20 protein-coding genes are annotated in these 21,411 nt (G+C 72.6%); 16 read left to right on the top strand and 4 right to left on the bottom strand.

The genetic code is table 11. The features are described from left to right. Positions 1–79 precede the first annotated feature (79 nt). Positions 80–733, top strand: a complete 654-nt coding sequence (locus E1295_RS05690) for a GntR family transcriptional regulator (protein WP_132628632.1) — start codon at positions 80–82, stop codon at positions 731–733. Then, the gene (locus E1295_RS05685; protein WP_132628595.1) at positions 730–1,464 is read left to right on the top strand and encodes an HAD family hydrolase; all 735 of its coding nucleotides are present in this window, start codon (positions 730–732) and stop codon (positions 1,462–1,464) included. The genes E1295_RS05690 and E1295_RS05685 overlap by 4 nt, the downstream gene beginning before the upstream one ends. On the opposite strand, the gene E1295_RS05680 is transcribed toward E1295_RS05685, so the two are convergent. Beyond that, complete coding sequence (locus E1295_RS05680) at positions 1,408–2,199, bottom strand: inositol monophosphatase family protein (protein ID WP_132628594.1); 792 nt, start codon at positions 2,197–2,199, stop codon at positions 1,408–1,410. The genes E1295_RS05685 and E1295_RS05680 overlap by 57 nt on opposite strands. Positions 2,200–2,320: 121 nt before the next feature. Between E1295_RS05680 and E1295_RS05675 the strand changes: the two genes are divergently transcribed. Then, positions 2,321–3,061 (top strand): GntR family transcriptional regulator, encoded by a 741-nt coding sequence (locus E1295_RS05675; RefSeq protein ID WP_132628593.1) that lies wholly within the window; start codon positions 2,321–2,323, stop codon positions 3,059–3,061. A 48-nt stretch (positions 3,062–3,109) separates the two neighbouring features. On the opposite strand, the gene E1295_RS48510 is transcribed toward E1295_RS05675, so the two are convergent. Continuing rightward, the gene (locus E1295_RS48510) at positions 3,110–3,286 is read right to left on the bottom strand and encodes a hypothetical protein (protein WP_166427094.1); all 177 of its coding nucleotides are present in this window, start codon (positions 3,284–3,286) and stop codon (positions 3,110–3,112) included. Positions 3,287–3,984: 698 nt separating this feature from the next. Between E1295_RS48510 and E1295_RS05665 the strand changes: the two genes are divergently transcribed. The 11 genes from E1295_RS05665 (at position 3,985) to E1295_RS05615 (ending at position 16,178) form a co-directional block, all read left to right on the top strand. Continuing rightward, positions 3,985–4,824, top strand: coding sequence for a universal stress protein (locus E1295_RS05665; protein ID WP_132628592.1), 840 nt, complete (start codon positions 3,985–3,987; stop codon positions 4,822–4,824). Beyond that, positions 4,824–5,318 (top strand): hypothetical protein, encoded by a 495-nt coding sequence (locus tag E1295_RS05660; RefSeq protein WP_132628591.1) that lies wholly within the window; start codon positions 4,824–4,826, stop codon positions 5,316–5,318. The genes E1295_RS05665 and E1295_RS05660 overlap by 1 nt, the downstream gene beginning before the upstream one ends. Before the next feature lie 168 nt (positions 5,319–5,486). Further along, a complete protein-coding gene (locus E1295_RS05655) occupies positions 5,487–7,391 on the top strand; it encodes a glycoside hydrolase family 127 protein (protein WP_132628590.1) in 1,905 nt (634 codons plus the stop codon). Between the two features lie 15 nt (positions 7,392–7,406). Next, entirely contained in the window at positions 7,407–9,083 is a 1,677-nt protein-coding gene (locus E1295_RS05650) for an ABC transporter substrate-binding protein (protein ID WP_132628589.1), read from the top strand. Then, positions 9,084–10,028: an ABC transporter permease gene (locus tag E1295_RS05645; protein ID WP_132628588.1), complete on the top strand. Its 945-nt coding sequence runs from the start codon at positions 9,084–9,086 to the stop codon at positions 10,026–10,028. After that, a complete protein-coding gene (locus E1295_RS05640) occupies positions 10,028–11,023 on the top strand; it encodes an ABC transporter permease (protein ID WP_132628631.1) in 996 nt (331 codons plus the stop codon). The genes E1295_RS05645 and E1295_RS05640 overlap by 1 nt, the downstream gene beginning before the upstream one ends. Beyond that, the gene (locus E1295_RS50675; RefSeq protein ID WP_132628587.1) at positions 11,020–11,829 is read left to right on the top strand and encodes an ABC transporter ATP-binding protein; all 810 of its coding nucleotides are present in this window, start codon (positions 11,020–11,022) and stop codon (positions 11,827–11,829) included. Before E1295_RS05640 ends, E1295_RS50675 begins: the two co-directional genes overlap by 4 nt. Further along, positions 11,826–12,638: an ATP-binding cassette domain-containing protein gene (locus tag E1295_RS50670; protein ID WP_132628586.1), complete on the top strand. Its 813-nt coding sequence runs from the start codon at positions 11,826–11,828 to the stop codon at positions 12,636–12,638. The genes E1295_RS50675 and E1295_RS50670 overlap by 4 nt, the downstream gene beginning before the upstream one ends. Beyond that, a complete protein-coding gene (locus E1295_RS05625; RefSeq protein WP_132628585.1) occupies positions 12,635–13,921 on the top strand; it encodes an alpha/beta fold hydrolase in 1,287 nt (428 codons plus the stop codon). Before E1295_RS50670 ends, E1295_RS05625 begins: the two co-directional genes overlap by 4 nt. After that, positions 13,918–15,282, top strand: coding sequence for an aminopeptidase P family protein (locus tag E1295_RS05620; RefSeq protein ID WP_132628584.1), 1,365 nt, complete (start codon positions 13,918–13,920; stop codon positions 15,280–15,282). The genes E1295_RS05625 and E1295_RS05620 overlap by 4 nt, the downstream gene beginning before the upstream one ends. After that, entirely contained in the window at positions 15,279–16,178 is a 900-nt protein-coding gene (locus tag E1295_RS05615; protein ID WP_132628583.1) for a dihydrodipicolinate synthase family protein, read from the top strand. Before E1295_RS05620 ends, E1295_RS05615 begins: the two co-directional genes overlap by 4 nt. On the opposite strand, the gene E1295_RS05610 is transcribed toward E1295_RS05615, so the two are convergent. Then, entirely contained in the window at positions 16,156–18,228 is a 2,073-nt protein-coding gene (locus tag E1295_RS05610; RefSeq protein WP_132628582.1) for an alpha-galactosidase, read from the bottom strand. The genes E1295_RS05615 and E1295_RS05610 overlap by 23 nt on opposite strands. Positions 18,229–18,376: 148 nt before the next feature. On the opposite strand from E1295_RS05610, the gene E1295_RS05605 reads away from it, so the two are divergent. Further along, complete coding sequence (locus E1295_RS05605) at positions 18,377–19,267, top strand: siderophore-interacting protein (RefSeq protein WP_166427093.1); 891 nt, start codon at positions 18,377–18,379, stop codon at positions 19,265–19,267. Between the two features lie 178 nt (positions 19,268–19,445). Here E1295_RS05605 and E1295_RS49965 read toward each other — a convergent pair whose 3' ends face one another. Continuing rightward, positions 19,446–20,543 (bottom strand): hypothetical protein, encoded by a 1,098-nt coding sequence (locus E1295_RS49965; RefSeq protein ID WP_132628581.1) that lies wholly within the window; start codon positions 20,541–20,543, stop codon positions 19,446–19,448. Between the two features lie 488 nt (positions 20,544–21,031). On the opposite strand from E1295_RS49965, the gene E1295_RS05595 reads away from it, so the two are divergent. Beyond that, positions 21,032–21,355 (top strand): STAS domain-containing protein, encoded by a 324-nt coding sequence (locus E1295_RS05595; RefSeq protein WP_132628580.1) that lies wholly within the window; start codon positions 21,032–21,034, stop codon positions 21,353–21,355. The last annotated feature ends 56 nt before the right edge of the window (positions 21,356–21,411 follow it).

Here is a 21,411-nt window from a genome sequence, read left to right as displayed (position 1 = left end):
AACTTATAAGAAATATGTCATAGGTCAAGACCTGAGCCTCGTCTGGGAGACTTGACGCATGCGGACCCCACGACCTCCCATGAGCAAGGCCGAGTACGTCTACAGCGTGCTCCTCGACGAGATCCGCAGCGCGCGGATCCCCGGCGGCACGGCGTTGCGGGCCGGCGAGGTGGCCAAACGGCTGGGGGTGTCGGTCACGCCCGTGCGCGAGGCCCTGCGCAGGCTGGAGAAGGACCGGCTGATCAGCTACGAGGCCCACCACGGCGCGACCGTGGTCGATCTGGGCGACGAGGCGCTCGCCGAGTACTACGGCCTGCGCGCGGTGGTCGAGGGCCTGGGGGCGCGGCTGGCGGCGGCCAGGATCACCCCGGAGGAGCTGGCCTCGCTGCGCGAGCTGCACGCCGCGATGGCCGAGCACGCCGAGCACGGCCGGTACGACCTGCTCGGCGAGCAGAGCAGGCGCTTCCACCTGCGCATCGTCGACATCGGCGGCCCCGCCTTCCTGGGCGCGCACGCCCGATCGGTGCGCAACAGCTTCCCCGTGCCTGCCGAGGCGTCGCTCTGGCTGGACGAGGCCCAGGTCAAGGCACAGATGGAGGCGCACGAGGGCATCCTGGCGGCGCTGGCCGCGGGCGACGGGGCAGCGGCGGAACGCATCATGGTCGACCACGTCAACCGGGCCGGCGAATACCGCCAGGAGACCTCCGGCCCGCTGCCGGGAGACCTGGCATGAGCGGCGTCACGCCCGGCGGGCGGCTCGGCGGCGTCAAGGGGGTGCTGTTCGACCTGGACGGCACGCTGCTCGACCACCGGGGCGCCGCCGACGCCGCCATCGTGTCCTGGGTGTCCGCCCGCGCGCCCGGCCACCCCCGGCTGGGCGAGGTGGCCGCGCTCTGGGCGGAGCTGGAGGTGCCGTACCTGGCGATGTGGCAGCGCGGCGAGTGCTCGGTGCAGGAGCAGCGGCGGCTGCGGCTGCGCGGGCTCTGCGCGGAGCTGGCCGTGCCCGAGCCCGGCGACGCCGCCTACGCCGACTTCGCCGCCCGCTACCGGCGCGGGTGGACGGCCTTCCCCGACGCGGCCGAGACGGTGCGGGCGCTGGACGGGTTCGCGCTCGGCGTGCTCACGAACGGCACCCAGCCGATGCAGGAGGAGAAGGTCCGGGCGATCGGGCTGGCCGGGCTGGTGGGCCCGGTGCTGACGGGTGAGGTGCTGGGCGGGCACTTCAAGCCGTCGCCCGCGTCGTACACCGGGGCCGCGTGCGCGCTCGGCCTGGCGCCGGAGGAGGTCGTGCTGGTGGGCGACGACGTGGTCAACGACGTGACGGCGCCGGCGGCGGCCGGGATGCCGTCGGTCTGGCTCGACCGGTCCGGCGTGGAGCGGCCGCCCGCCGGGTTCCCCCGCATCACCTCACTGGCCGGCCTTCCGCGGCTCCTCGGCGACCTCGGCCAGCGCGGAGTCCTCTAGCGCGAAGCCGCCCACGTGCGCCAGGTAGTCGCCGGCGGCCAGGGGATCTCCCAGGTAGACACCGCCGGCCCGGCGCACCAGCAGCGCGCCCGCCGCCACGTCCCAGGAGTTGACCTGGGTGCCGTACGCGGCGTCGGACCATCCGGCGGCCACGTGCGCCAGGTTCAGCGCCGCGCTGCCCGGCCTGCGCACGGCGGCGAAGGACTCCAGGAAACGCCGGTAGCGCCGCAGCGCCTCGTCGCCCTCGGCGTCCAGGTCGTGGGGTGAGGGGTAGCTCGTCAGCAACGTCGCCTCGCGGTCGGCGGCGGCCCCGGCGCTGCGCAGCGGCGTGCCGTTGCACCAGGCTTCGTCGGCGGAGGCGGTGAACTCGTCCTCGCGCACCGGGTCGTACACGACGCCCGCCACCAGCTCGCCCCCGACGGCGGCGGCGATGGACACGCAGAAGAACGGCAGCCCGGCGGCGAAGTTGGCGGTGCCGTCGATGGGGTCGACGTACCAGACCAGGTCGCCCGAGCCGGTCGTGCCGCCCTCCTCCCCCACGATCACGCTGGCGGGGTAGCGGGCGCCGATGACCGCGCGGATGGTCTCCTCGGCCGCCCGGTCATGCTCGGTCACGGGATCGTGGAAGTCGCGTTTGGTGGTCACGGCGGGCCGGGACCTGAAGGCCTTGCGCAGCCGGGGGCCGACGGCTCTGGCCGCCTCGGTGGCGGTGTCGAGCAGAGGGGTCACGTCCATGTGGGGCTCCAACGTCAGTCGATCGAGGTCATCCCCACCCTCATGCCCGATCCCGGGCGGCTCGCACGCCCTTTCCTGACCTGTTTGTCAGGACATTATGACCTCGGTTAAGCTGATCAGCATGACCCGCGATCTCGCCATCGACCTGGATCGATCCAGCCCCGTGCCGCTTTATTTCCAGGTGGCCGAGCAGATCGCCGAGGCGATCCGGCGGGGTGACCTGGCCCCGGGCTCGCGGCTCGACAACGAGATCCTGCTGGCCGACAAGCTCGGCCTGTCGCGGCCCACCATCCGCCAGGCGATCCAGTATCTCGTGGACAAGGGCCTGCTCGTACGCAAGCGCGGCGTCGGCACGCAGGTGGTGCACGGGCAGGTCAAGCGCTCGGTGGAGCTGACGAGCCTCTACGACGACCTGCGCAGGGCGGGCCAGGAGCCGGCCACGCAGGTGCTCACCCTGGAGCCGCGCCCGGTCGAGGAGGACATCGCGAGCATCCTGGGCGTGGAGCCGGGCACGGAGATCCTCTACCTCGAACGCCTGCGCTTCGCGGCCGGAGAGCCGCTGGCCGTGCTGCACAACTGGCTGCCGCTCGGGCTGGCCCCGCTCACCGCCGCCGGCCTCGAGGACCGCGGCCTCTACGAACTGCTGCGCGGCGCCGGCGTACGGATGCGGGTGGCCAACCAGCGCATCGGCGCGCGCGCCGCCAGCCAGTCCGAGGCCAAGCTGCTGGACGAACGGCGCGGCGCCCCCCTGCTCACCATGATCCGCACAACGTACGACGACCAGGGCAGGGCCGTCGAGCACGGCTCGCACGTCTACCGGGCCTCGCACTACTCGCTGGAGGTCACGCTCATCGAGCGCTGAGGCCGCGAGCCCGTCAACGATCACCCGCGAGCGGGCGTGCCGGCGGGGTCAGTCCCGGGTGAGCACCACCTTGAGGTCGCCGGTCGTGTGCGGATCGGCGAAGGTCTGGTACGCCTCGTCCATGCGGCCAGGATCCAGCCGCCGCCGCCCAGGCACTGGCCGTACATGCCGGTGCGGGTCAGTGCCGCAGATCGTGACGGCGTCCACCCGCACGATCGCGTCCATCGCATCGAGGACCCTCGCAAGGTCCTCCGGTCCACGGCCGGAGTCGGGATCGCCTGTGTCTTCGGCCCGATGCTCACTCCACGACGTCGCGCGTTGCTGCTCGCCATCGCCGGCGCGTCCCGCACGCCGCCGCCCGGCTCGACCGGGTCGTGCACCCGCGTCGTCGGTCACTCCAGCCACCACCGGGCCGGGCTGAGGCCGCCGCGGCAGAGCGCCCAGGCCGCGGATGACGATGACCGGGCAGCGAGCGTGGGAGGCCGCATGCGCCGCCACGGACCCGATGACCAGCCTGGCCACCGTGCCCGGCCCGCGGGCCCACGAGCAGCGCGGCCTCGGCCGACAGGTCCTCCAGGCGCGTGGTCGCCGAGCCCTCGTACAGGTCCGTTCGCACGTGCAGGCCGCCGGAACTTCGGCCAGGCGTCGACGAAACGACGCCCGGAGAGCGCCGTACCAGGGTGCGTGGATCTGCTCGAGCAGAGCAGCAGGACGGTCTCCACCAGGTGAGCTTCGGCTATGGGGCCTGTCGGCATCGATCACGTGACCGTCGCGAATTGCCTAATTCTGCGCCTATGACGCGTAACTTCTTGAATGCTGCGTCTGGATGCCCATGTGCGTAGATGCAGGCTGAAGGTCGAGGCCGGTCAGTGCAGCTGAAGCTTCCAGCGCCACCGGCGGACGGGGCCGATGGGGGCGGAAAGATGGTCAGGCACATCGTGGTCGGCGTGGACGGGTCCGTACCGGCGAGGGCGGCTGTGGAATGGGCCGCCGCCGACGCCCAGCGCAGAGACCTGGGCCTGCGGATCGTGCACGTGTGCGAGCAATGGCGTTACGGGGACGAGGGAACGAACTATTGTGCCGGGACGCTGGCCGCGGCCGCCGATCGGGCACGAGACCTGACGCGCGACGTCGAGGTGACGACGGAGCTGCTCCCCGGCAATGTGATCGACACCTTGATCGGTGCGTCGGTGTCCGCGGACAGCGTGGTGCTGGGCAGCAGAGGGCTCGGGGGGTTCGCGGGTCTCGTCGTCGGCTCGGTCGGCCGTGGCGTCGCCGGGCACGCCACCGGACCGGTCGTGATCGTCCGCGGACCGTCCGCCGTGGAGCACGGGCGGGTGGTCGCCGGGGACGACGGCTCCGGCGACTCCGAGACCGCCGTGAAGTACGCCGTCGACCAGGCCCGCGCCCGTGGCCTGCCGTTGCACGTCGTGTTCGCCTGGCAGATACCGATTGTCCCGCCGTTGGCGGCGGGATACAGCACGCTCATCGAGAGCGTCCGCGAGCAGGATTTCCGCAGTGCGGCCGAGCGCGTGGCGGCCTGGCGGGAGAAGAACCCGGATGTCGAGATCGTCGGCGAGCAGGTCGCCGGCCATCCGGCCGACGTCCTGATCCGGTCGGGCGGGACGGCGGATCTGGTGGTGGTGGGCTCGCGCGGTCTGGGCGGTTTCGCCTCGGCGGTGCTGGGCTCGGTCAGCCATGCGGTGCTGCACCACGTGACCTCCCCGGTGGCCGTGGTACGCACCCGAACGCACCAGGCGTGATGCCCGAGGGTTACGACGTGCTGCTGCGCGACGGGGAGATCCCGCTTCACCCGGTCGGCCCCAACGCCACGCTGGTGGCCGGGCCGGCGTGCCAGGCGAAGGTGCCTGAGGGGTCGACCTGGCGGGCTCACACAGACTCAACGGGTTCTCAACGCGGCGCCGCCTACCGTCCTGTCATCAGCACCGACCCCGACGGAAGGGCAACGATGCGTACCCGAACGATCATCGCCGCGGGCGTCTTCGCGGCCGCCGCCACACTCGCCTCCCCCGCTCCCGCGCAGGCGGCGGCGCCGTCCTGCCTCACCTACAAGCTCGACGACTCCGGCGCCAAGGACACGTTGTGGGTCTGGAACACCTGCAAGGGGGCGAAGAGCTACAAGGTCAGGCTCGCCAACGGCCAGGACCTGCACTGCTCGTACAAGAGGCCCGGCAGCGGCTACACCAAGTGGTGGTGGAACTGGCCGCGCCGCTTCGACGGGCTCGTGAGCTGCTGAGACCGGCCGTCGCGGGGGCCGGGCGGCCACCGCGGGCGCCGCACACATGACCCGTCCGGATATTTCCGGACGGGTCATCTTTCTTGTCATCAGTGCTCTCCAACCCTTGGCAACGGCCTTTCCGACACTTAAGGTTCAGTGCAATGCCACACATTACTGGGATGGTTCATGACGTCTAAGCAGGTCAAACCCCCGGCCGGTGCCGTACGTACGGCGTCGGGAGCGGTACGGCCCGTCTCCGCGGTGCGCTTGACCGGCGGTCTGCTCCGCGACTGGCGGCACCGGAACAGCACGGCCACGATCCCGCACACCATCGGCCGGCTCAGGGCGGCCGGCAACGTCGCCAACCTGAGCCGCCTCCTGGACCCGGACCCCGCCCCCTACCGTGGCCGCTACCCCTTCCTCGACACCGACCTGTACAAGACCCTGGAAGGGCTCGCGTACGACCTCGGCGACGGCCGCGCCGCGGAGCCGGTCCGGGAGTTCTACGAGGAGGTCGTCGGCCTCATCGAGCGGGTCCAGGCCCCCGACGGCTACCTCAACTCCTTCTTCCAGGACCCGGCGGCGCCCAAGAAGCCGTGGGAGGACCTGGCCTGGGGGCACGAGCTGTACAACCTGGGCCACCTGATCCAGGCCGCCGTCGCCGCGCACCGCAGGATGGGCGACGACCGGCTGCTGCGGGTGGCGACGCGCTTCGCCGACCTGGTGGTCTCCCGGTTCGGGGAGTCGGGCGTCTGCGGGCATCCCGAGGTCGAGATGGCCCTGGTCGAGCTGTACAGGGAGACGGGCGAGCGCCGCTATCTGACGCAGGCGGCCCGGTTCGTCGACCGCCGCGGCACGGGCGCGCTCAGGCACAGCATCTTCCCCGGCGACTACTTCCAGGACCACCTGCCCTTCCGCGAGCTGCCGTCGGTGACCGGGCACGCGGTGCGCATGGGCTACCTGGCGGCAGGAGCGGCCGACGTGCTCCTGGAGACGGGCGACCCGTCGCTGGCCGAGACGCTGGAGCGGCTGTGGGACGACATGGTGGCGAGCAAGCTCTACATCACGGGCGGGCTGGGCAGCCGGCACTCCGACGAGGCGATCGGCGACCGCTACGAGTTGCCCTCGGAGCGGGCCTACAGCGAGACCTGCGCGGCCATCGCCGTCATGCAGTGGGCCTGGCGCATGTTCCTGGCCACCGGCGGCGCCACGTACGTGGACGTGTTCGAGCGCGTGCTCCACAACGCCTACGCCGTGGGGTTGTCCGCGGAGGGCACGGCCTTCTTCTACGACAACCCGCTCCAGCGCCGCCCCGACCACGAGCAGCGCAGCGGCGCGGAGCCCGGCGGCGAGCCGCTGCGGCGGGCCTGGTTCGGCTGCCCCTGCTGCCCGCCCAACATCGTGCGGTGGATGGCCCAGCTCGCCGACTACGTGGCGGCCGAGCGGGACGGCGCCGTGCTGGTCGCCGCCTACACCCCGGCCAGGATCGAGGGCTCGGAGCTGGACCTGGCCATGGAGACCGGCTACCCGTGGGACGGCGACGTGCGCCTCAAGGTCGGGCGGGCGCCGCGCGGGCCGTACGAGCTGATGCTGCGGGTCCCGGGCTGGGCCAGGGACGTGAGCGTCGCCGTCAACGGCGAGCCGCCGGCCGCCGCGCCGCGGGACGGATGGCTGACCCTGCGGCGCGTGTGGACGGCGGGCGACGAGGTACGGCTGCACCTGCCCATGCCGGTCCGGGCGCACGGCTCGCACCCCTACCTCGACGCCACCAGGGGCGCGGTCAGCCTGGCCCGGGGGCCGCTCGTCTACTGCGTCGAGCAGCAGGACAGCCCGGTGCCCGTCGATGACCTGGTGCTTCGTGCCCGCGACATTGTTAACGCGAACATCGAGCGGCGGGACGGAGCCGTCGTGCTCCACGTGGCGGCCGGGTCCGCTCCCCCGCCCTCGGCCGAGCTCTACCCGGAGTTGCCGGCCGCCCAGCCGGAAACGCCGGCGGACGTCACCGCGACCTTCGTCCCCTACTTCCTGTGGGGCAACCGCGGCCCCCAAGCCATGCGGGTCTGGGTCAGGACCCCGGCCCACGAGATCTGACGGAAAGAAGGCGACATGAGGAGATCGGCGGCGCTCACGAGCGCCACCCTGACCGTCCTGCTGGCGCTCACCGCGTGCGGAGGCGGCGGGGCTCCCTCGCCGGGCGCGGGCGCCTCGACCGCGGAGCCCGCGACGGGCGGAACCGTGCACGTCCTGGCGAACGCGGACTTCTCCCACCTGGATCCCGCGCGCGGCTTCGACGGCGGCGTGAACAACTTCTACCGGCTCATCTACCGGGGGCTGACGACGTTCGGCGCGGGCCCGGGGGCCGAGGGCACGAAGATCGTGCCGGATCTCGCCACCGACACGGGCACGCCGTCCGACGACGCCAAGACGTGGACGTTCACCCTCAAGGACGGCCTGTTCTTCGAGGACGGCACGCCGATCGACAGCGAGGCGGTGAAGTTCGGCTTCTCGCGGGCGTTCGACCCGGAGGCCGGGATCGGCTCACCGTACGGCAGGATGCTGCTCGACGCGCCGAAGGACTACAAGGGCCCCTACCTGTCCGGCGACCTCGGCACCATCGAGACGCCCGACGACAAGACCGTCGTCATCCACCTGCGCAAATCCTTCCCCGACTTCCCGAGCGCGCTGGCGCAGCCCGTCTTCGTGCCCTTCCCCAAGGGCACCGGCGCGGGGGCCGCGTTCGACAGCAAGCCGATCGCCAGCGGGCCGTACAAGGTGGCGAGCTACCAGCGCAACGCCTCGCTCAAGCTGGTACGCAACCCGCACTGGAAACGCGAGACCGACGACGTGCGGGCGGCCAGGCCGGACGCGTTCCAGTGGACGTTCGGCCTCGACGCGGCCACGATCGACGAGCGCCTGCTGGCCGGTCAGGGCGCCGACGCCGACGCCATCGGCCCGTCGATCCAGGCGGCGACCGTGGCCCGGGTGCAGGCGCCGCAGTTCAAGGCGCGCACGCTCAGCGGCCTGGGCGGCTGCACGACGTACATGAGCCTCAACACCACCAAGAAGCACCTGGGCGACGTGCGGGTGCGCCAGGCCATCAACCACGCGGTGAACAAGGACACGGTCGTGGCCGCGCTGGGCGGATCCAGCCTGGCGCTCAAGGGCACCGCGATCCAGCCGCCGACCATCGCGGGCCGCGTGGAATACGACCCGTACCCGTACGACGTGAACAAGGCCAAGGCGCTGCTGGCCGAGGCGGGCAAGGCCGGCGGGTTCTCCCTCACGCTCGACACCCGGCCGGTGCCGAAGATGCAGGCGGTCGCGGTGGCGATCCAGGAGGCGCTCAAGCAGGTGAACATCGACGTCACGATCAACAACATCGACACGTCGACGTTCTACGAGGTGATCGGGACGCCCGCGCAGCAGCACGACGCCGCGATCACCGGCTGGTGCCCCGACTGGGCGTCCGGCGCGACGTTCCTGCCGCCGCTGTTCGACGGCCGCTCCATCACCGCGAAGGGCAACGCCAACCTGGCCCAGCTCGACGACAAGGAGATCAACGAGCGCATCGACGAGATCGCCGCCATGCAGGACGTCGAGGCGGCCAACGCGGCCTACGGCGAGCTGGACAAGGAGATCATGAAGCGCGCGCCGATGGTGCCGCTCGCCTACGAGAAGGTCGTCCTGGTGACGGGTTCGAACATCGCGGGCGCCTACCTGTCCGACGCCTACTCCGGCGGGATCGACCTCATCTCCGTCGGCCTGGCCGAGCCGACCACGTAGATGACCGTCGCAGCCCACTCACAGCAGGTGGCGGGCCCGCCCGCAACCCCGCCCGCCACGTCGGGCCGGCGGGTCGCGGGCGCGCTGCTGCACGACAGGGCGGCCGTGCTCAGCAGCGCGTTCCTTGCGCTGATCGTGCTGATGGCGATCTGCGCGCCGCTGATCAGCCTGATCACCGGGCACGGCCCCAACGACTTCGACACGGCCGCCGTGAACACCGACCTGGGCGGGGTGCCGCACGGGCCGCTGGGCGGGATCAGCGCCGATCATCCGCTCGGCGTCGAGCCGCAGAACGGCCGCGACATCCTGGCCCGCATCGCGTACGGCGCCCGCGTGTCGCTGCTGATCGCGCTCGCCGCGACCGCGCTCACGACGCTGCTCGGCGTGGTGCTGGGCATGCTCGCCGGGTTCTTCCAGGGCTGGGCGGACCAGGTGATCTGCCGGGTCATGGACTTCCTGATGGCCTTCCCCGCGCTCATCTTCATGATCGCCATCCTGTCGTCGCTGCCGCAGGGCAACCGGCCGGTGCTGCTGATCGTGGTGATCAGCGTGTTCGGCTGGCCGTACCTGGCGCGGGTGGTGCGCGGGCAGACGATGACGCTGGCGAACCGGGAGTTCGTGGAGGCCGCGCGGGCCTCGGGCGCCTCCACGGGGGCGCTGGTGTTCAAGGAGATCCTGCCGAACCTGCGCAGCTCACTGATCGTCATGACGACGCTGGCGGTGCCCGGCTACGTCGGCACCGAGGCGGGCCTGTCGTTCCTCGGCGTCGGCGTCACGCCGCCCACGCCGTCGTGGGGGCAGATGATCGCCTCCTCGGTCGGGTGGTACGCCGTCGACCCGATGTACTTCGCCATCCCCGGCACGTTCCTCTTCCTGACCGTGTTGTCGCTGACCGTGCTCGGCGACCGGCTGCGGGCCGCGTTCGACTCCGGGGAGGCCGCGTGATGGCGCGCTATCTGGCCGGGCGGGCGGCCGGCGTGGTGCTGATCCTCTTCCTGGTGTGCCTGTTCACGTTCATCATCTTCTTCACGCTCTCCCCCGACCCGGCGGTGATGATCTGCGGGAAGACGTGCACGCCCGAGCGCATTGACCAGATCCGCGGCGTCCTCGGCCTGGACGAGCCGTTCCTCGCGCAGTTCCTCGGCTTTCTCCTGGGCATCTTCGCCGGGCGCGACTACGGCGAGGGCGCGAACCTCGTGCACTGCGCCGCGCCCTGCCTCGGCTACAGCTTCCAGACCAACCAGTCCGTGTGGGACATGGTCGTCGAGCGCCTGCCCGTCAGCGCGACCGTGGCGATCGGCGCGGCGGTGTTGTGGTTGCTCATCGGGATCGTCGCGGGCCTGCTCAGCGCGGTCAAGGAGGGCACCTGGTGGGACCGCGCCGCCATGGGCCTCGCGCTCGGCGGCTCCAGCATCCCCAACTACGTGCTGGCGCTGGCCCTGCAGTACGTGCTGGTGGTGCAGCTGCAGGTGCTGCCGTTCCCGCAGGCGGTGGCGTTCTCCGACGACCCGGCGCTGTGGTTCCAGTCGTACCTGATGCCGTGGTTCGTGCTGGCCACCGGCTACGCCTGCCTGTACGCCCGGCTCACCCGCGCGAACGTGATCGACACCCTGGCCGAGAACTTCATGCGCACGGCCCGCTCGAAGGGGCTCAGCCCTGCGCTGACCCTGCGCAGGCACGCCCTGCGGCCGGCGCTGACGCCGATCACCACGATCTTCGGCATGGACTTCGCCGCGCTGCTGGGCGGCGCGCTGATCACCGAGACGGTCTTCGGCCTCAACGGGGTCGGCAAGATGGCCGCCGACTCGATCGCCAAGAACGACCAGCCGGTGATCATGGCGGTGACGCTGCTGGCGGCGTTCTTCGTGGTGATCGGCAACGTGGTGGTGGACCTCGTCTACACGAGGCTGGACCCGAGAGTGAGGATCACCGCGAGATGAGCGAGCTGCTGGTCGTAGAGGACCTCACCGTCACCTTCCCCACCACGCGCGGCCCCGTCGACGTGGTCAAGGACGCCTCCTTCGCCGTCGGCCGGGACGAGACCGTCGGCATCGTCGGCGAGTCGGGCTCCGGCAAGTCGATGACCAGCCTGGCGATCATGGGGCTGCTGCCCAGGGGCGCGACGACCCGCGGCAGCATCCGGCTGGACGGCGCCGAGCTGCTCGGAGCCTCCCCCAGGGACCTGCGGCGGCTGCGCGGCGACCGGATGTCGATGATCTTCCAGGACCCGCTGTCGTCGCTGAACCCGTACTACACGGTCGGCCTGCAGATCGAGGAGCTCTACCGCGCGCACCGCGGCGGTACGCGCGCGGCGGCCCGCGAGGTCGTCGTCGACGCGCTGCGCCAGGTGGGGCTGACGGATCCGGAACGGCGGGCGGGCCACTACCCGCACCAGTTCTCCGGCGGGCAGCGGCAGCGCGTCATGATCGCGATGGCGCTGGTGTGCTCGCCGTCGTTGCTGATCGCTGACGAGCCGACCACGGCCCTCGACGTGACCGTGCAGGCGCAGATCCTGCGCCTGCTGGCCGGCCTGCGCGAGCAGAGCGGCATGGGCATGGTGTTCATCACGCACGACCTGGCCGTGATCAGCTCGATCGCCACCCGCGTGCTGGTGATGCGGCGCGGCGAGCAGGTCGAGTACGGCACCGCCGAGCAGGTCTTCGCCGAGCCCCGCCACGCCTACACCCGGATGTTGCTCGACAGCATCCCCCGCATCGACGACCCGCTCGACGAGGTGAGCGCATGACGCTGCTGCGCGCGAACGACCTGACCAAACGCTTCGTCTCCCGCGGCCCGCTCGGCGCGAAGACCGCGTTCACGGCCGTCGACCGGGTGAGCTTCGACGTACGGCTGGGCGAGACGCTGGCCGTGGTGGGCGAGTCGGGCAGCGGCAAGTCGACGACCGCCAGGATGATCGCCAAGCTGCTGGAGCCGAGCGAGGGCACGCTGGAGTTCGAGGGCGAGGACGTCACCCGCGCCAAGGGGGCCGCGCTGGCCCGTTTCCGCGGCAACGTCCAGGTCGTCTTCCAGGACCCGTTCTCCTCGCTGAACCCGCGGCACACGGTGGAGCGCATCCTCATGGCGCCGCTGCTCTACCAGGGCATCGCGCCCGACGGCGGCCGCCGGGCGCACGCCAAGGAGCTGATGGAACGGGTCGGGCTCGACCCGGACCACTCGCTGCGCTACCCGGCGCAGTTCTCCGGCGGGCAGGCCCAGCGCATCGGCATCGCCCGCGCGCTGGCCGTCAACCCCAAGCTGGTGATCTGCGACGAGGCCGTCTCCGCGCTCGACGTGTCCGTGCAGGCGCAGGTGATCGAGCTGCTGCGGCGGCTGCAGCGCGAGAGCGGCTTCAGCTACGTGTTCATCGCCCACGACCTGGCCGTGGTGCGGCAGATCGCGCAGCGCGTGGCCGTGATGAGCGAGGGCAGGATCGTCGAGCTCGGGACGACGGCCCAGGTGTTCGGCGACCCCAAGGACGAGTACACGCGCACGCTGCTGGCGGCCATCCCGCGGATCGACCCGGAGTGGGAGCGCCGCAGGAGGGAGAGGGTTTGATCACCGCGACGTACACGATCCCCGGCATGCGGATGCGCGACCACGTGGCCGAGGTGCCGCTCGACTGGTCGACCCCCGGGGCGACGATCAACGTGTTCGCCCGCGAGGTGGTGGACCCGGCCCGCGACGGGGAGGACCTGCCGCTCCTGCTCTACCTTCAGGGCGGGCCCGGCGGCAAGGGACCGCGCCCCACCGGCACGTCGGGCTGGCTCGGGCGGGCGCTGGAGACGTACCGGGTGATCCTGCTCGACCAGCGGGGCACGGGCCGCAGCTCGCGCGTCGACGGCCGGATGATGAGCACGCTCAGCCCGCACGAGGGGGCCGGCCACCTGGCCCTCTTCCGCGCGGACTCGATCGTGGCCGACGCCGAGCACCTGCGTACCACCGTGTTCGGCGGGCGGCGCTGGTCGACGCTGGGGCAGAGCTACGGTGGCTTCCTCACGCTGACGTACCTCTCCCGCGCGCCCGGCGGGCTGAGCGCCTGCTACGTGGCGGGCGGTCTGCCCTCGCTCGACCCCGACGCCGCCGAGGTCTACCGGCGCACCTATCCCCGGGTGGCGGCCAAGAACGACGCCTTCTACCGCCGCTACCCGCACCACGTGGAGACCACCGGCCGGCTGGCCGACCGGCTGGCCACCGGCGACGTGCGGCTGCCGGACGGCGATACCCTCACCGTACGGCGACTCCAGTCGCTGGGCGTCGACTTCGGCATGAAACCGGGCTACGAGCGCATGCACTGGCTGCTCGACGAGGCTCTGCCCGACGGTGGCGGCGAGCCGGCCGAGACGTTCCTGCACCAGGTGCTGGCGCGCTCCTCCTACGCCGACAACCCGCTGTTCGCGGCGTTGCAGGAGAGCATCTACGGCTCGGGCCCCGGCGCGACCGCGTGGGCGGCCGAGCGGGAACGCGCCCGGCATCCCGCCTTCGCCGAGGAGGCCAGGCCGCTGCTGTTCACCGGCGAGATGATCTACCCCTGGATGTTCAGCGAGATCCGCGCGCTGCGCCCCTTCGGCCCGGCCGTGGAACTGCTCGCCGAGCGCGGCACGTGGCCGCCGCTGTACGACCTCGACCGGCTGGCCGCCAACGAGGTGCCGGTGGCCGCCGCCGTCTATTTCGACGACATGTACGTCGACGCCGGCCTGCAACTGGACACCGCCGCCCGGGTCGGCAACACCCAGGCGTGGGTCACCAACGAGTACGAGCACGACGGCATCGGCGACGACCGGGTCTTCGCCCGGCTGACCGGGCTCGTCCGCGACCTAGGAGGAGGAGCCGCCCCGTGACCGACGGCCGGTTGCCCAAGCTGACGGAGATCCCCGCGTTCACCGCGTACATCGCCGAGGGCTGGGACTCCCCCGCCCGCACGCCCGCGCTGGAGCCGGGCGCGGCCGAGGCCGCCGCGGACCACCGGGCCAGGCTCGCCGCCGCGCTGCCCGGCACGACCGCCGTCGTGGCGGCCGGCCGGGCGCCGGTGCGCAGCAACGACACCGCCTACGACTTCCGGGTGGACAGCGACTTCTACTGGCTGACCGGCTGCGCGGTGGAGAACGCCGTGGCCGTCGTCTCGGGCGGCGAGGCCACGCTCTACCTGCCCGCGCCCGCCCGCCCCGGCGAGCCGGGCTTCTACGCCGACGCCGCCCACGGCGAGCTGTGGGTCGGCCCCTCGCCGTCCCTGGAGGAGTGGGCCAGGGCGCTCGGCGTCGAGGTGCGGCCCCTGCCGGACTTCACCGGGCCGCCGGACGGCTCGCTGCTCGCCGGTCCGGGCTGGACGCCGCCGAGGGGGCCGTCGGAGGAGCTCGGCCGGGTGCTGGCCGAGCTGCGCATGATCAAGGACGACTGGGAGATCGCCCGGCTGCGCGAGGCCGTGGACCGTACCGTGGAGGGCTTCGCCGCGGTGCTCGCCGAACTCCCGGCCGCGGTCGCGGGCGGCGGCGAGCGCTGGCTGCAGGGCACCTTCGACCGGCATGCCAGGACGTACGGCAACGGCCCCGGCTACGCCACCATCGTCGGCGGCGGCGCGCACGCCCCCACATTGCACTGGGTGCGCTGCGACGGCCCGGTCAGGCCCGGCGAGCTGCTGCTGCTCGACATGGGCGTGGAGGTACGCAGCCACTACACCGCCGACGTCACCCGCACCTTCCCCGTGTCCGGCTCCTACTCCCCCGCCCAGCGGCAGGTGCACGACCTCGTCGAGCGGGCGCACCGGGCCGGGCTGGCGCAGGTGGCGCCGGGCCGCCGCTTCACCGGCTTCCACCACGCGGCCATGGAGGTGATCGCGCGCGGACTGCACGACTGGGGGCTGCTGCCGGTCTCGGTGGACGAGGCCCTGTCGGAACGCGGCCAGCACCACCGGCGCTACCTGGTCTGCGGCATCGGCCACCACCTGGGCCTGGACGTGCACGACTGCGCGCGGTCCCGCCCGGAGGCCTACCACGGCGCGCGGCTCGCGCCCGGCATGGCGCTCACCGTCGAACCCGGACTGTACTTCCACGCCCACGACCGCACGCTCCCACCGGAGCTGCGCGGGATCGGCGTGCGGATCGAGGACGACCTGCTGGTCACGGCGGGCGGCGCGGAGAACCTCTCCGCCGCCCTGCCCATCGACGCGAGCGGGCTGGAGAACTGGAACAAGGAGAAGTCATGATCGCTCCCGTCTGGCACGGCGTGCACGTCGCGACCGCGCTGCCCTTCAACGACGACCTGTCCGTCGACTACGACGGCTACGCCGAGCACGTACGGTTCCTGGCCGAGGGCGGCTGCGACGGCGTCTGCCCCAACGGCTCGCTCGGCGAGTACCAGACGCTCACGGACGACGAGCGCGCCCGCGTGGTCCGCACCGCCGTCGAGGCCGCCCCCGGCGGTTTCCACGTCATGCCCGGCGTGTCCGCCTACGGCGCGGCCGAGGCGCGGCGCTGGGCCGAGCAGGCCGCCGAGGCGGGCGCCGCCTCCGTGCTGCTGCTGCCGCCGAACGCCTACCGTGCCGGCCGGGAGGCCGTGGTCGGCCACTACCGTGAGGTCGCCAGGGTGGGGCTGCCCGTCGTGGCCTACAACAACCCGCTGGACACCAAGGTGGACCTCACCCCCGACCTGCTGGCCGAGCTGCACCAGGAAGGGCTGATCGTCGCGGTCAAGGAGTTCACGGGGGACGTGCGCAGGGCGTACGAGCTGGCCGAGCGGGCGCCCGGGCTCGACCTGCTCATCGGGTCGGACGACGTGCTGCTGGAGCTGGGCATCGCCGGGGCGGTCGGCTGGATCGCCGGCTACCCGAACATGATCCCGCGCTCCACGGTCGAGCTCTACCGCCTGTCCACCTCCGGCGACCTGGACAAGGCGCTGCCCGTCTACCGCGACCTGCACCCGCTGCTGCGGTGGGACTCCAAGACGGAGTTCGTGCAGTCCATCAAGCTGTCGATGGACCTGGCGGGGCGCAAGGGCGGCCCCTGCCGCCCGCCGCGTACCGCGCTCCCCGCCCAGCCGGCGGCCCGGATCGCCCACGACACGCGGGAGGGCTCCCGGGCTAGGCCCGCTCGACCTCGATGACCAGCGCCGAGGCCGGCCGCAGTGCCGGCGCGGGCAGCCCGACCTCGCCGAGCACCGAGCCCGGCAGCCGCGCCGGGCCGGCCGTCCACCCGGGCAGGCCGGCCCCTTCGGGCAGCGGCCCCGCCACCCGTACGTCGTAGGAGGCCGCCGGGTCGAGGCCGGGCAACCGCAGCGGGGCGGACCCGACGGTGAGCCGGGTGGTGAGCTGCGCGAACGCGAACACCCCACGCTCGGGCGTCACCACGCCGTGCAGCAGCGCCGACGGGTCCGGGTGGTCGGCGCGCACCACCCGGCCTGCGTGCAGCACCGGGCGCAGCCGCTTGTGCAGGGCGATCCACGTGGCCAGCTCCCGCAGTTCGGCCTCGCTCGCCGAGGTCAGGTCCCACTCGACGCCCATGTGCCCGAACAGCGCGGTGGCGGCGCGGAAGGCCAGCGGCAGCCGCCGCGCGGAGCCGTGGTCCTTCGGCGCGCCCACGTGGCAGCCGAGCCGCTCGGGCGGCACCAGCAGCCCCGTCCAGCGCTGGATGGCCTGCCGGTCGAGCGCGTCGTTGCTGTCGGAGGTCCACACCCGGTCGGTGCGGGCCAGGATGCCGTAGTCGACGCGCGCGCCGCCGGACGAGCACGACTCGATCTCCAGCCCGGGGTGGCGGCGGCGCAGCTCGTCGATCAGCCGGTAGGCGGCCTCGGTCTGCGCGTGCACGCCCGGCACGCCGTCGTGCACCGGCTCGGCGATGTCGCGGTTGTGGTCCCACTTGATGTAGTCGAGCGCGTACTCGCCGACCAGGGTGTCCAGCCGCTCCAGCAGGTGCGCGTACGCCTGCGGCTCGGCCACGTCGAGCACCTGCTGGTTGCGCTGCGGCGGCGGCATGCGCTCGGCGTGGCCGAGGATCCAGTCGGGATGCTCGCGGGCCAGGTCGGAGTCGGGGTTGACCATCTCGGGCTCGAACCAGAGCCCGAACTGCATGCCCAGCTTGCGCACCCGGTCGGCCAGCGGGTGCAGGCCGTCCGGCCACACGCCCTCGTCGACGTACCAGTCGCCGAGCCCGGCCCTGTCGTCGCGGCGGTGGCGGAACCAGCCGTCGTCGAGCACGAACCTTTCGATCCCGGCCGCCGCGGCCCGCTCAGCCAGTTCGAGCAGCCGGTCGAGGCCGTGGTCGAAGTAGGTGGCCTCCCAGTTGTTGAGGGTGACGGGCCGCACGGGCAGCGGGCCCTGCGCGCGCAGGTGGTCGTGCAGCCGGCCGCTCGCCTCGTCGAGCCCGCCGCCCGACCAGGTGAAGAACACCCGCGGCGTACGGTAGCTCTCCCCCTGCGCCAGCACGATCTCCCCGGGTTCGAGCAGCTCGCCCGCGGCCAGCAGCGCCGGCCCCTCGGGGAGGCGCTCGGCGTGGTGCAGGTGGTTGCCGCTCCAGCCCGCGTGCACCCCCCACACCTCGCCGGAGCGGAAGCCGAAGCCTTCGGTCCCGGCCACGAGCAGCCCGGTGCCGTCGTGCCCGGTGCGGCCCCGCCGGCTCTCCCTCGACCACACGCCGAACCCGAACGCCCGGCGCTGCGGCGTCTTCTCCATCGCCCACCGGCCGGTGAAGTCGAGCAGCTCGCCCGCCCGCGCCGGCACGGGCAGCGAGCAGGTCAGCCCCTCCAGCCGGTAGGGGGTGGCGGCGGTGTTGGTCACCGTGTGCCGCATCGTCACCAGGCCGCGGGCGTCCATGGCCAGCTTGCTCACCAACGCGAGCCCGGCCCTGGCGTCGGCGGCCTCGACGGTCACCGTGCCCCCCGCGCCGGGGGTCGCCGTCACGTCGAGGCGGCCGAGGCTCCAGCGGACCGGCCAGTGCTCGCCGTCCCGGCCGCCCGACAGGCCCGGCCTGCCGTACCAGCCGTCTCCCTGGGCGGGCAGCAGCGGCGGAGCGGGGGCCAGGGACGCCAGCACGGGCTCCAGCTCCGGCCCGTCGGCCGGCCCCAGGCCGGCGCCGAAGTGCAGCACGCGCGGCAGGCCTGGGCCTGAGTGGTCGAGCACCAGGGCGACACCCGCGGCGGAAAGGATGTGGGGGGACACGTCGGCCTCCTCGACTCGGGGCAGCAGGCGCGGGCCTGCGCCTGGCGACCTTCAGCGGCACGACGCTATCGGACCGGCCGCGGCTGGCCATACCGGCCCTGATCTATTAGGTTAGGCTCACCTAATTATGATCGGAGAGTGCGCGGAGATGATCGAGCCGTATCGCATGTTCAACGTACGGGTGGACCGGCTGGAGCGGTTGAGCCCGTCCTTCCTGCGGGTCACCTTCCAGGGCGACGACCTGCGCGTGTTCGCCGACAACGGCTACGACCAGCGGCTCAAGCTGATCCTTCCGGTGCCGGAACACGGGCTGTCCCACCTGCCGACCGGACCCGGCTGGTACATGCGCTGGCGGGAGCTCGACGAGGACAAGCGCAACCCGATGCGCACGTACACCGCCAGGCTGGTGCGCCCCGAGGCGGGCGAGGTCGACGTGGACGTGGTCATGCACCCCGACGGCGGCCCGGTCGCGCGGTGGGCGGAGCAGGTCCGCCCCGGCGACGTCGCGGCGCTCTTCGGCCCCGACGCGCGCTACGAGGGCCCGCACGGCGGCCTGGAGTTCCGCCCGCCGGCCGGCACCGGCTGCGTGCTGCTGGCCGGGGACGAGACCGCGGTGCCCGCGATCTGCGGCGTGCTGGAGCGGCTGCCGGCGGAACTGGCCGGCGAGGTTCTGATGGAGGTGCCGGGCGAGGACGACGTCCTGCCGGTGGACACCGCCGCCTCGGTCAAGGTGACCTGGCTGGCCAGGAACGGGGGCGAGCGCGGCGCGGACCTCGTCCCCGCCGTACGGGCCGCCGCCGGCCGCCTGCTGCCCCCGCTGCCCGTGCCCGACACCTTCGACGACGTGGACGTGGACGCCGAGGAACTGTGGGAGGTGCCGCAGGAGGAGCCGCCGTCGTACGGGCCGCTGTACGCATGGCTGGCCGGGGAGGCGTCCGTCATCAGGACCCTGCGACGGCACCTGGTCGCCGAACGCGGCATGGACCGGCGCGCGGTGGCCTTCATGGGGTACTGGCGCGAGGGCCGCGCCGAGAACTGACGACCACCCGTACCGTCCCCCACGACCCGTCCCACGCGACCCGTCCCCCGTGTGCCGTCCACCCCGGGCCGTCCACCCTGAGCCGTCCACCCTGAGCCGTCCACCCCGGGCCGTGCACCCCCAGCGGGCGCGCCATCCGGTCGCGCGGGGAGGAGCCGTCACCGAGGCCGGGCGCCGGTCAGTGGAGTTCGCGGGAGCCCGTGGCGGAGAGCACGATGCGCAGGTCGTCCTGGGAAGGCGGCCTGGTCCAGGTCAGTCCGGGCCCGCCGGAGGCGATCAGGCGCGGGGCGACCTCGCGCACCAGCGCCTCCGGAGTGGCGTCCGGCCGCTCGGCCCGGGCCTCCTCACAGCGGTCGAGCACCCGGGCGAGATCCAGCATCATCGTGTTGACGCGCCGACCCGGCGCACCGTCGGTTCGGTGGCCCCCGTCGGTTCGGTGGCCCCCGTCCGTCCGGTGGCTCCCGTCGGTCCCGTAGGTCCCGTCCAACCGGTGGCTCCCGTCGGTCCCGTGGGTCCCGTCCAACCGGTGGCTCCCGTCGGTCCGGTGGCTCCCGTTGGTCGGGTGGGTTCCGTCCGGATGGGTCACGTCCATCCGATGGCTCCCGTCCATCCGATGGGTCCTGTCCGTACGGTGGGTTCCGTGGGTCCGGGGAGTTTCGTCCGTACGGTCCTTGCCCGCCACCGTGGCCGGCCCCGCCGCTTCGGGCACCTGCCTGCCGTTGACGTGCGCCGGGTGCTCATCCCGCGCCACGGACGGCTCGCCGAGCACGGTCACCTGCACCGCGCCGAGGCTCTCGTCGACCGACCGGCTCACGACGCCCTCCGCCTCACCGGCGCACACGACCTCGCGTACCGCCTCGATGAAGCGCGCCGGGTCGATGCCGCCGGCCTCGCCGCCCAGCCGGCCGGGGCCCAGGTGCAGCACCCCCGGCCGCTCGGCCCCCGCCAGCCGGTCCAGCAGCGCCGTCACCGTGTCCTGCGGGTCGTGCAGCGCGGCGTCACCCCGTGCCGCGAACCCGTCGGCGAGCAGGTGCAGCGAGATGAGCCGTGGCGGGTCGTACGTCGTGAGCACTGCCCGCTCGCCGTCGACGGCGAGGCGGTTGCCCGCGTCGTTGTAGGCTCGCAGGCCCTCCATGAACGCCGCCTCGGCCTCCGGCCCGAGCCGGAGCTCCGGGCCCCACTTCCGCTCCACCTCGAACAGCCCGGTGGCCTCGACACCCACGGTGTCCCGGCGGAGCCACCAGACCACCAGGCCCACGACGATGGCGGCGGGCACTGCGACTGCTATCCACACTGTTCTTTGCTTTCCCTCGTGCCTTATCGGGTAGCAGCGTAGTGTGATCATGGCTGACAAATCACGTAATTTCCGCAAAACTCGGCTGTTCGTGACCGTCGCGAGCCCTGCCAGGCACCGAGCCGCGACCTCGCGCCGCCTCCGCCCCGAGCTGCCCGCGCACCCGGCGGGAACCGGCCGCCCGAGCACGTTCCCCCTCCTGGGCCCCCTCCTGGGCCCCCTCCTCGGGCCCTCTCGGGGCCGCACCGTGCCCGAAGAACGGGAATCTTCGATCTGGTAACCGGAATTGTTTTCCTTGGTATTTGACTTTTCCCCCGAAACACCACAAGAGCCCTGAACGCGAGACGCCGGACCTGTACACTCCACCCGAAACACGCACGAAAGCGTGTGTTACGCGAATACGACATCCGCGTGTACGGCAAGGGCGAGGTCCGCGCCACCGGCGGGGGGACGCCCTGGAAAGAGCACGGATGGACCCACTGCGTCTCATCACCAGCCGCCACAACGGCACGGTGACCGTCAGCGTCTCCGGCGAGCTCGACATCGCCACCGCCGAGATGCTCCGCGGGCGGCTGACCCGGCTGCTGCAGGAGGCCGGTGGGGTGCGCCGCGGCAGGCTCAGCCTGGTCGTCGAGGTGAGCGGGCTGTCCTTCATCGACGCGGCCGGGCTCGGTGCCCTCGTCTCGGCCCGGAACCAGGCCATCAGCCAGGACACCCCCCTGCGCGTCACGGGCGCGCCACCCTCCATGAGGCGGCTGCTGCGCATCACCGGCCTGGACGCGCACCTCACCTGAACGCCGGAGCCGCTGATCCTCGACGGCGACACCACGGGGTGCGAGCCGCCCGCCGC

Source organism: Nonomuraea mesophila (assembly GCF_004352805.1).
GTDB classification, from domain to species: Bacteria; Actinomycetota; Actinomycetes; order Streptosporangiales; family Streptosporangiaceae; genus Nonomuraea; species Nonomuraea longispora.
This window is presented reverse-complemented; position numbering and strand designations above follow the sequence as displayed.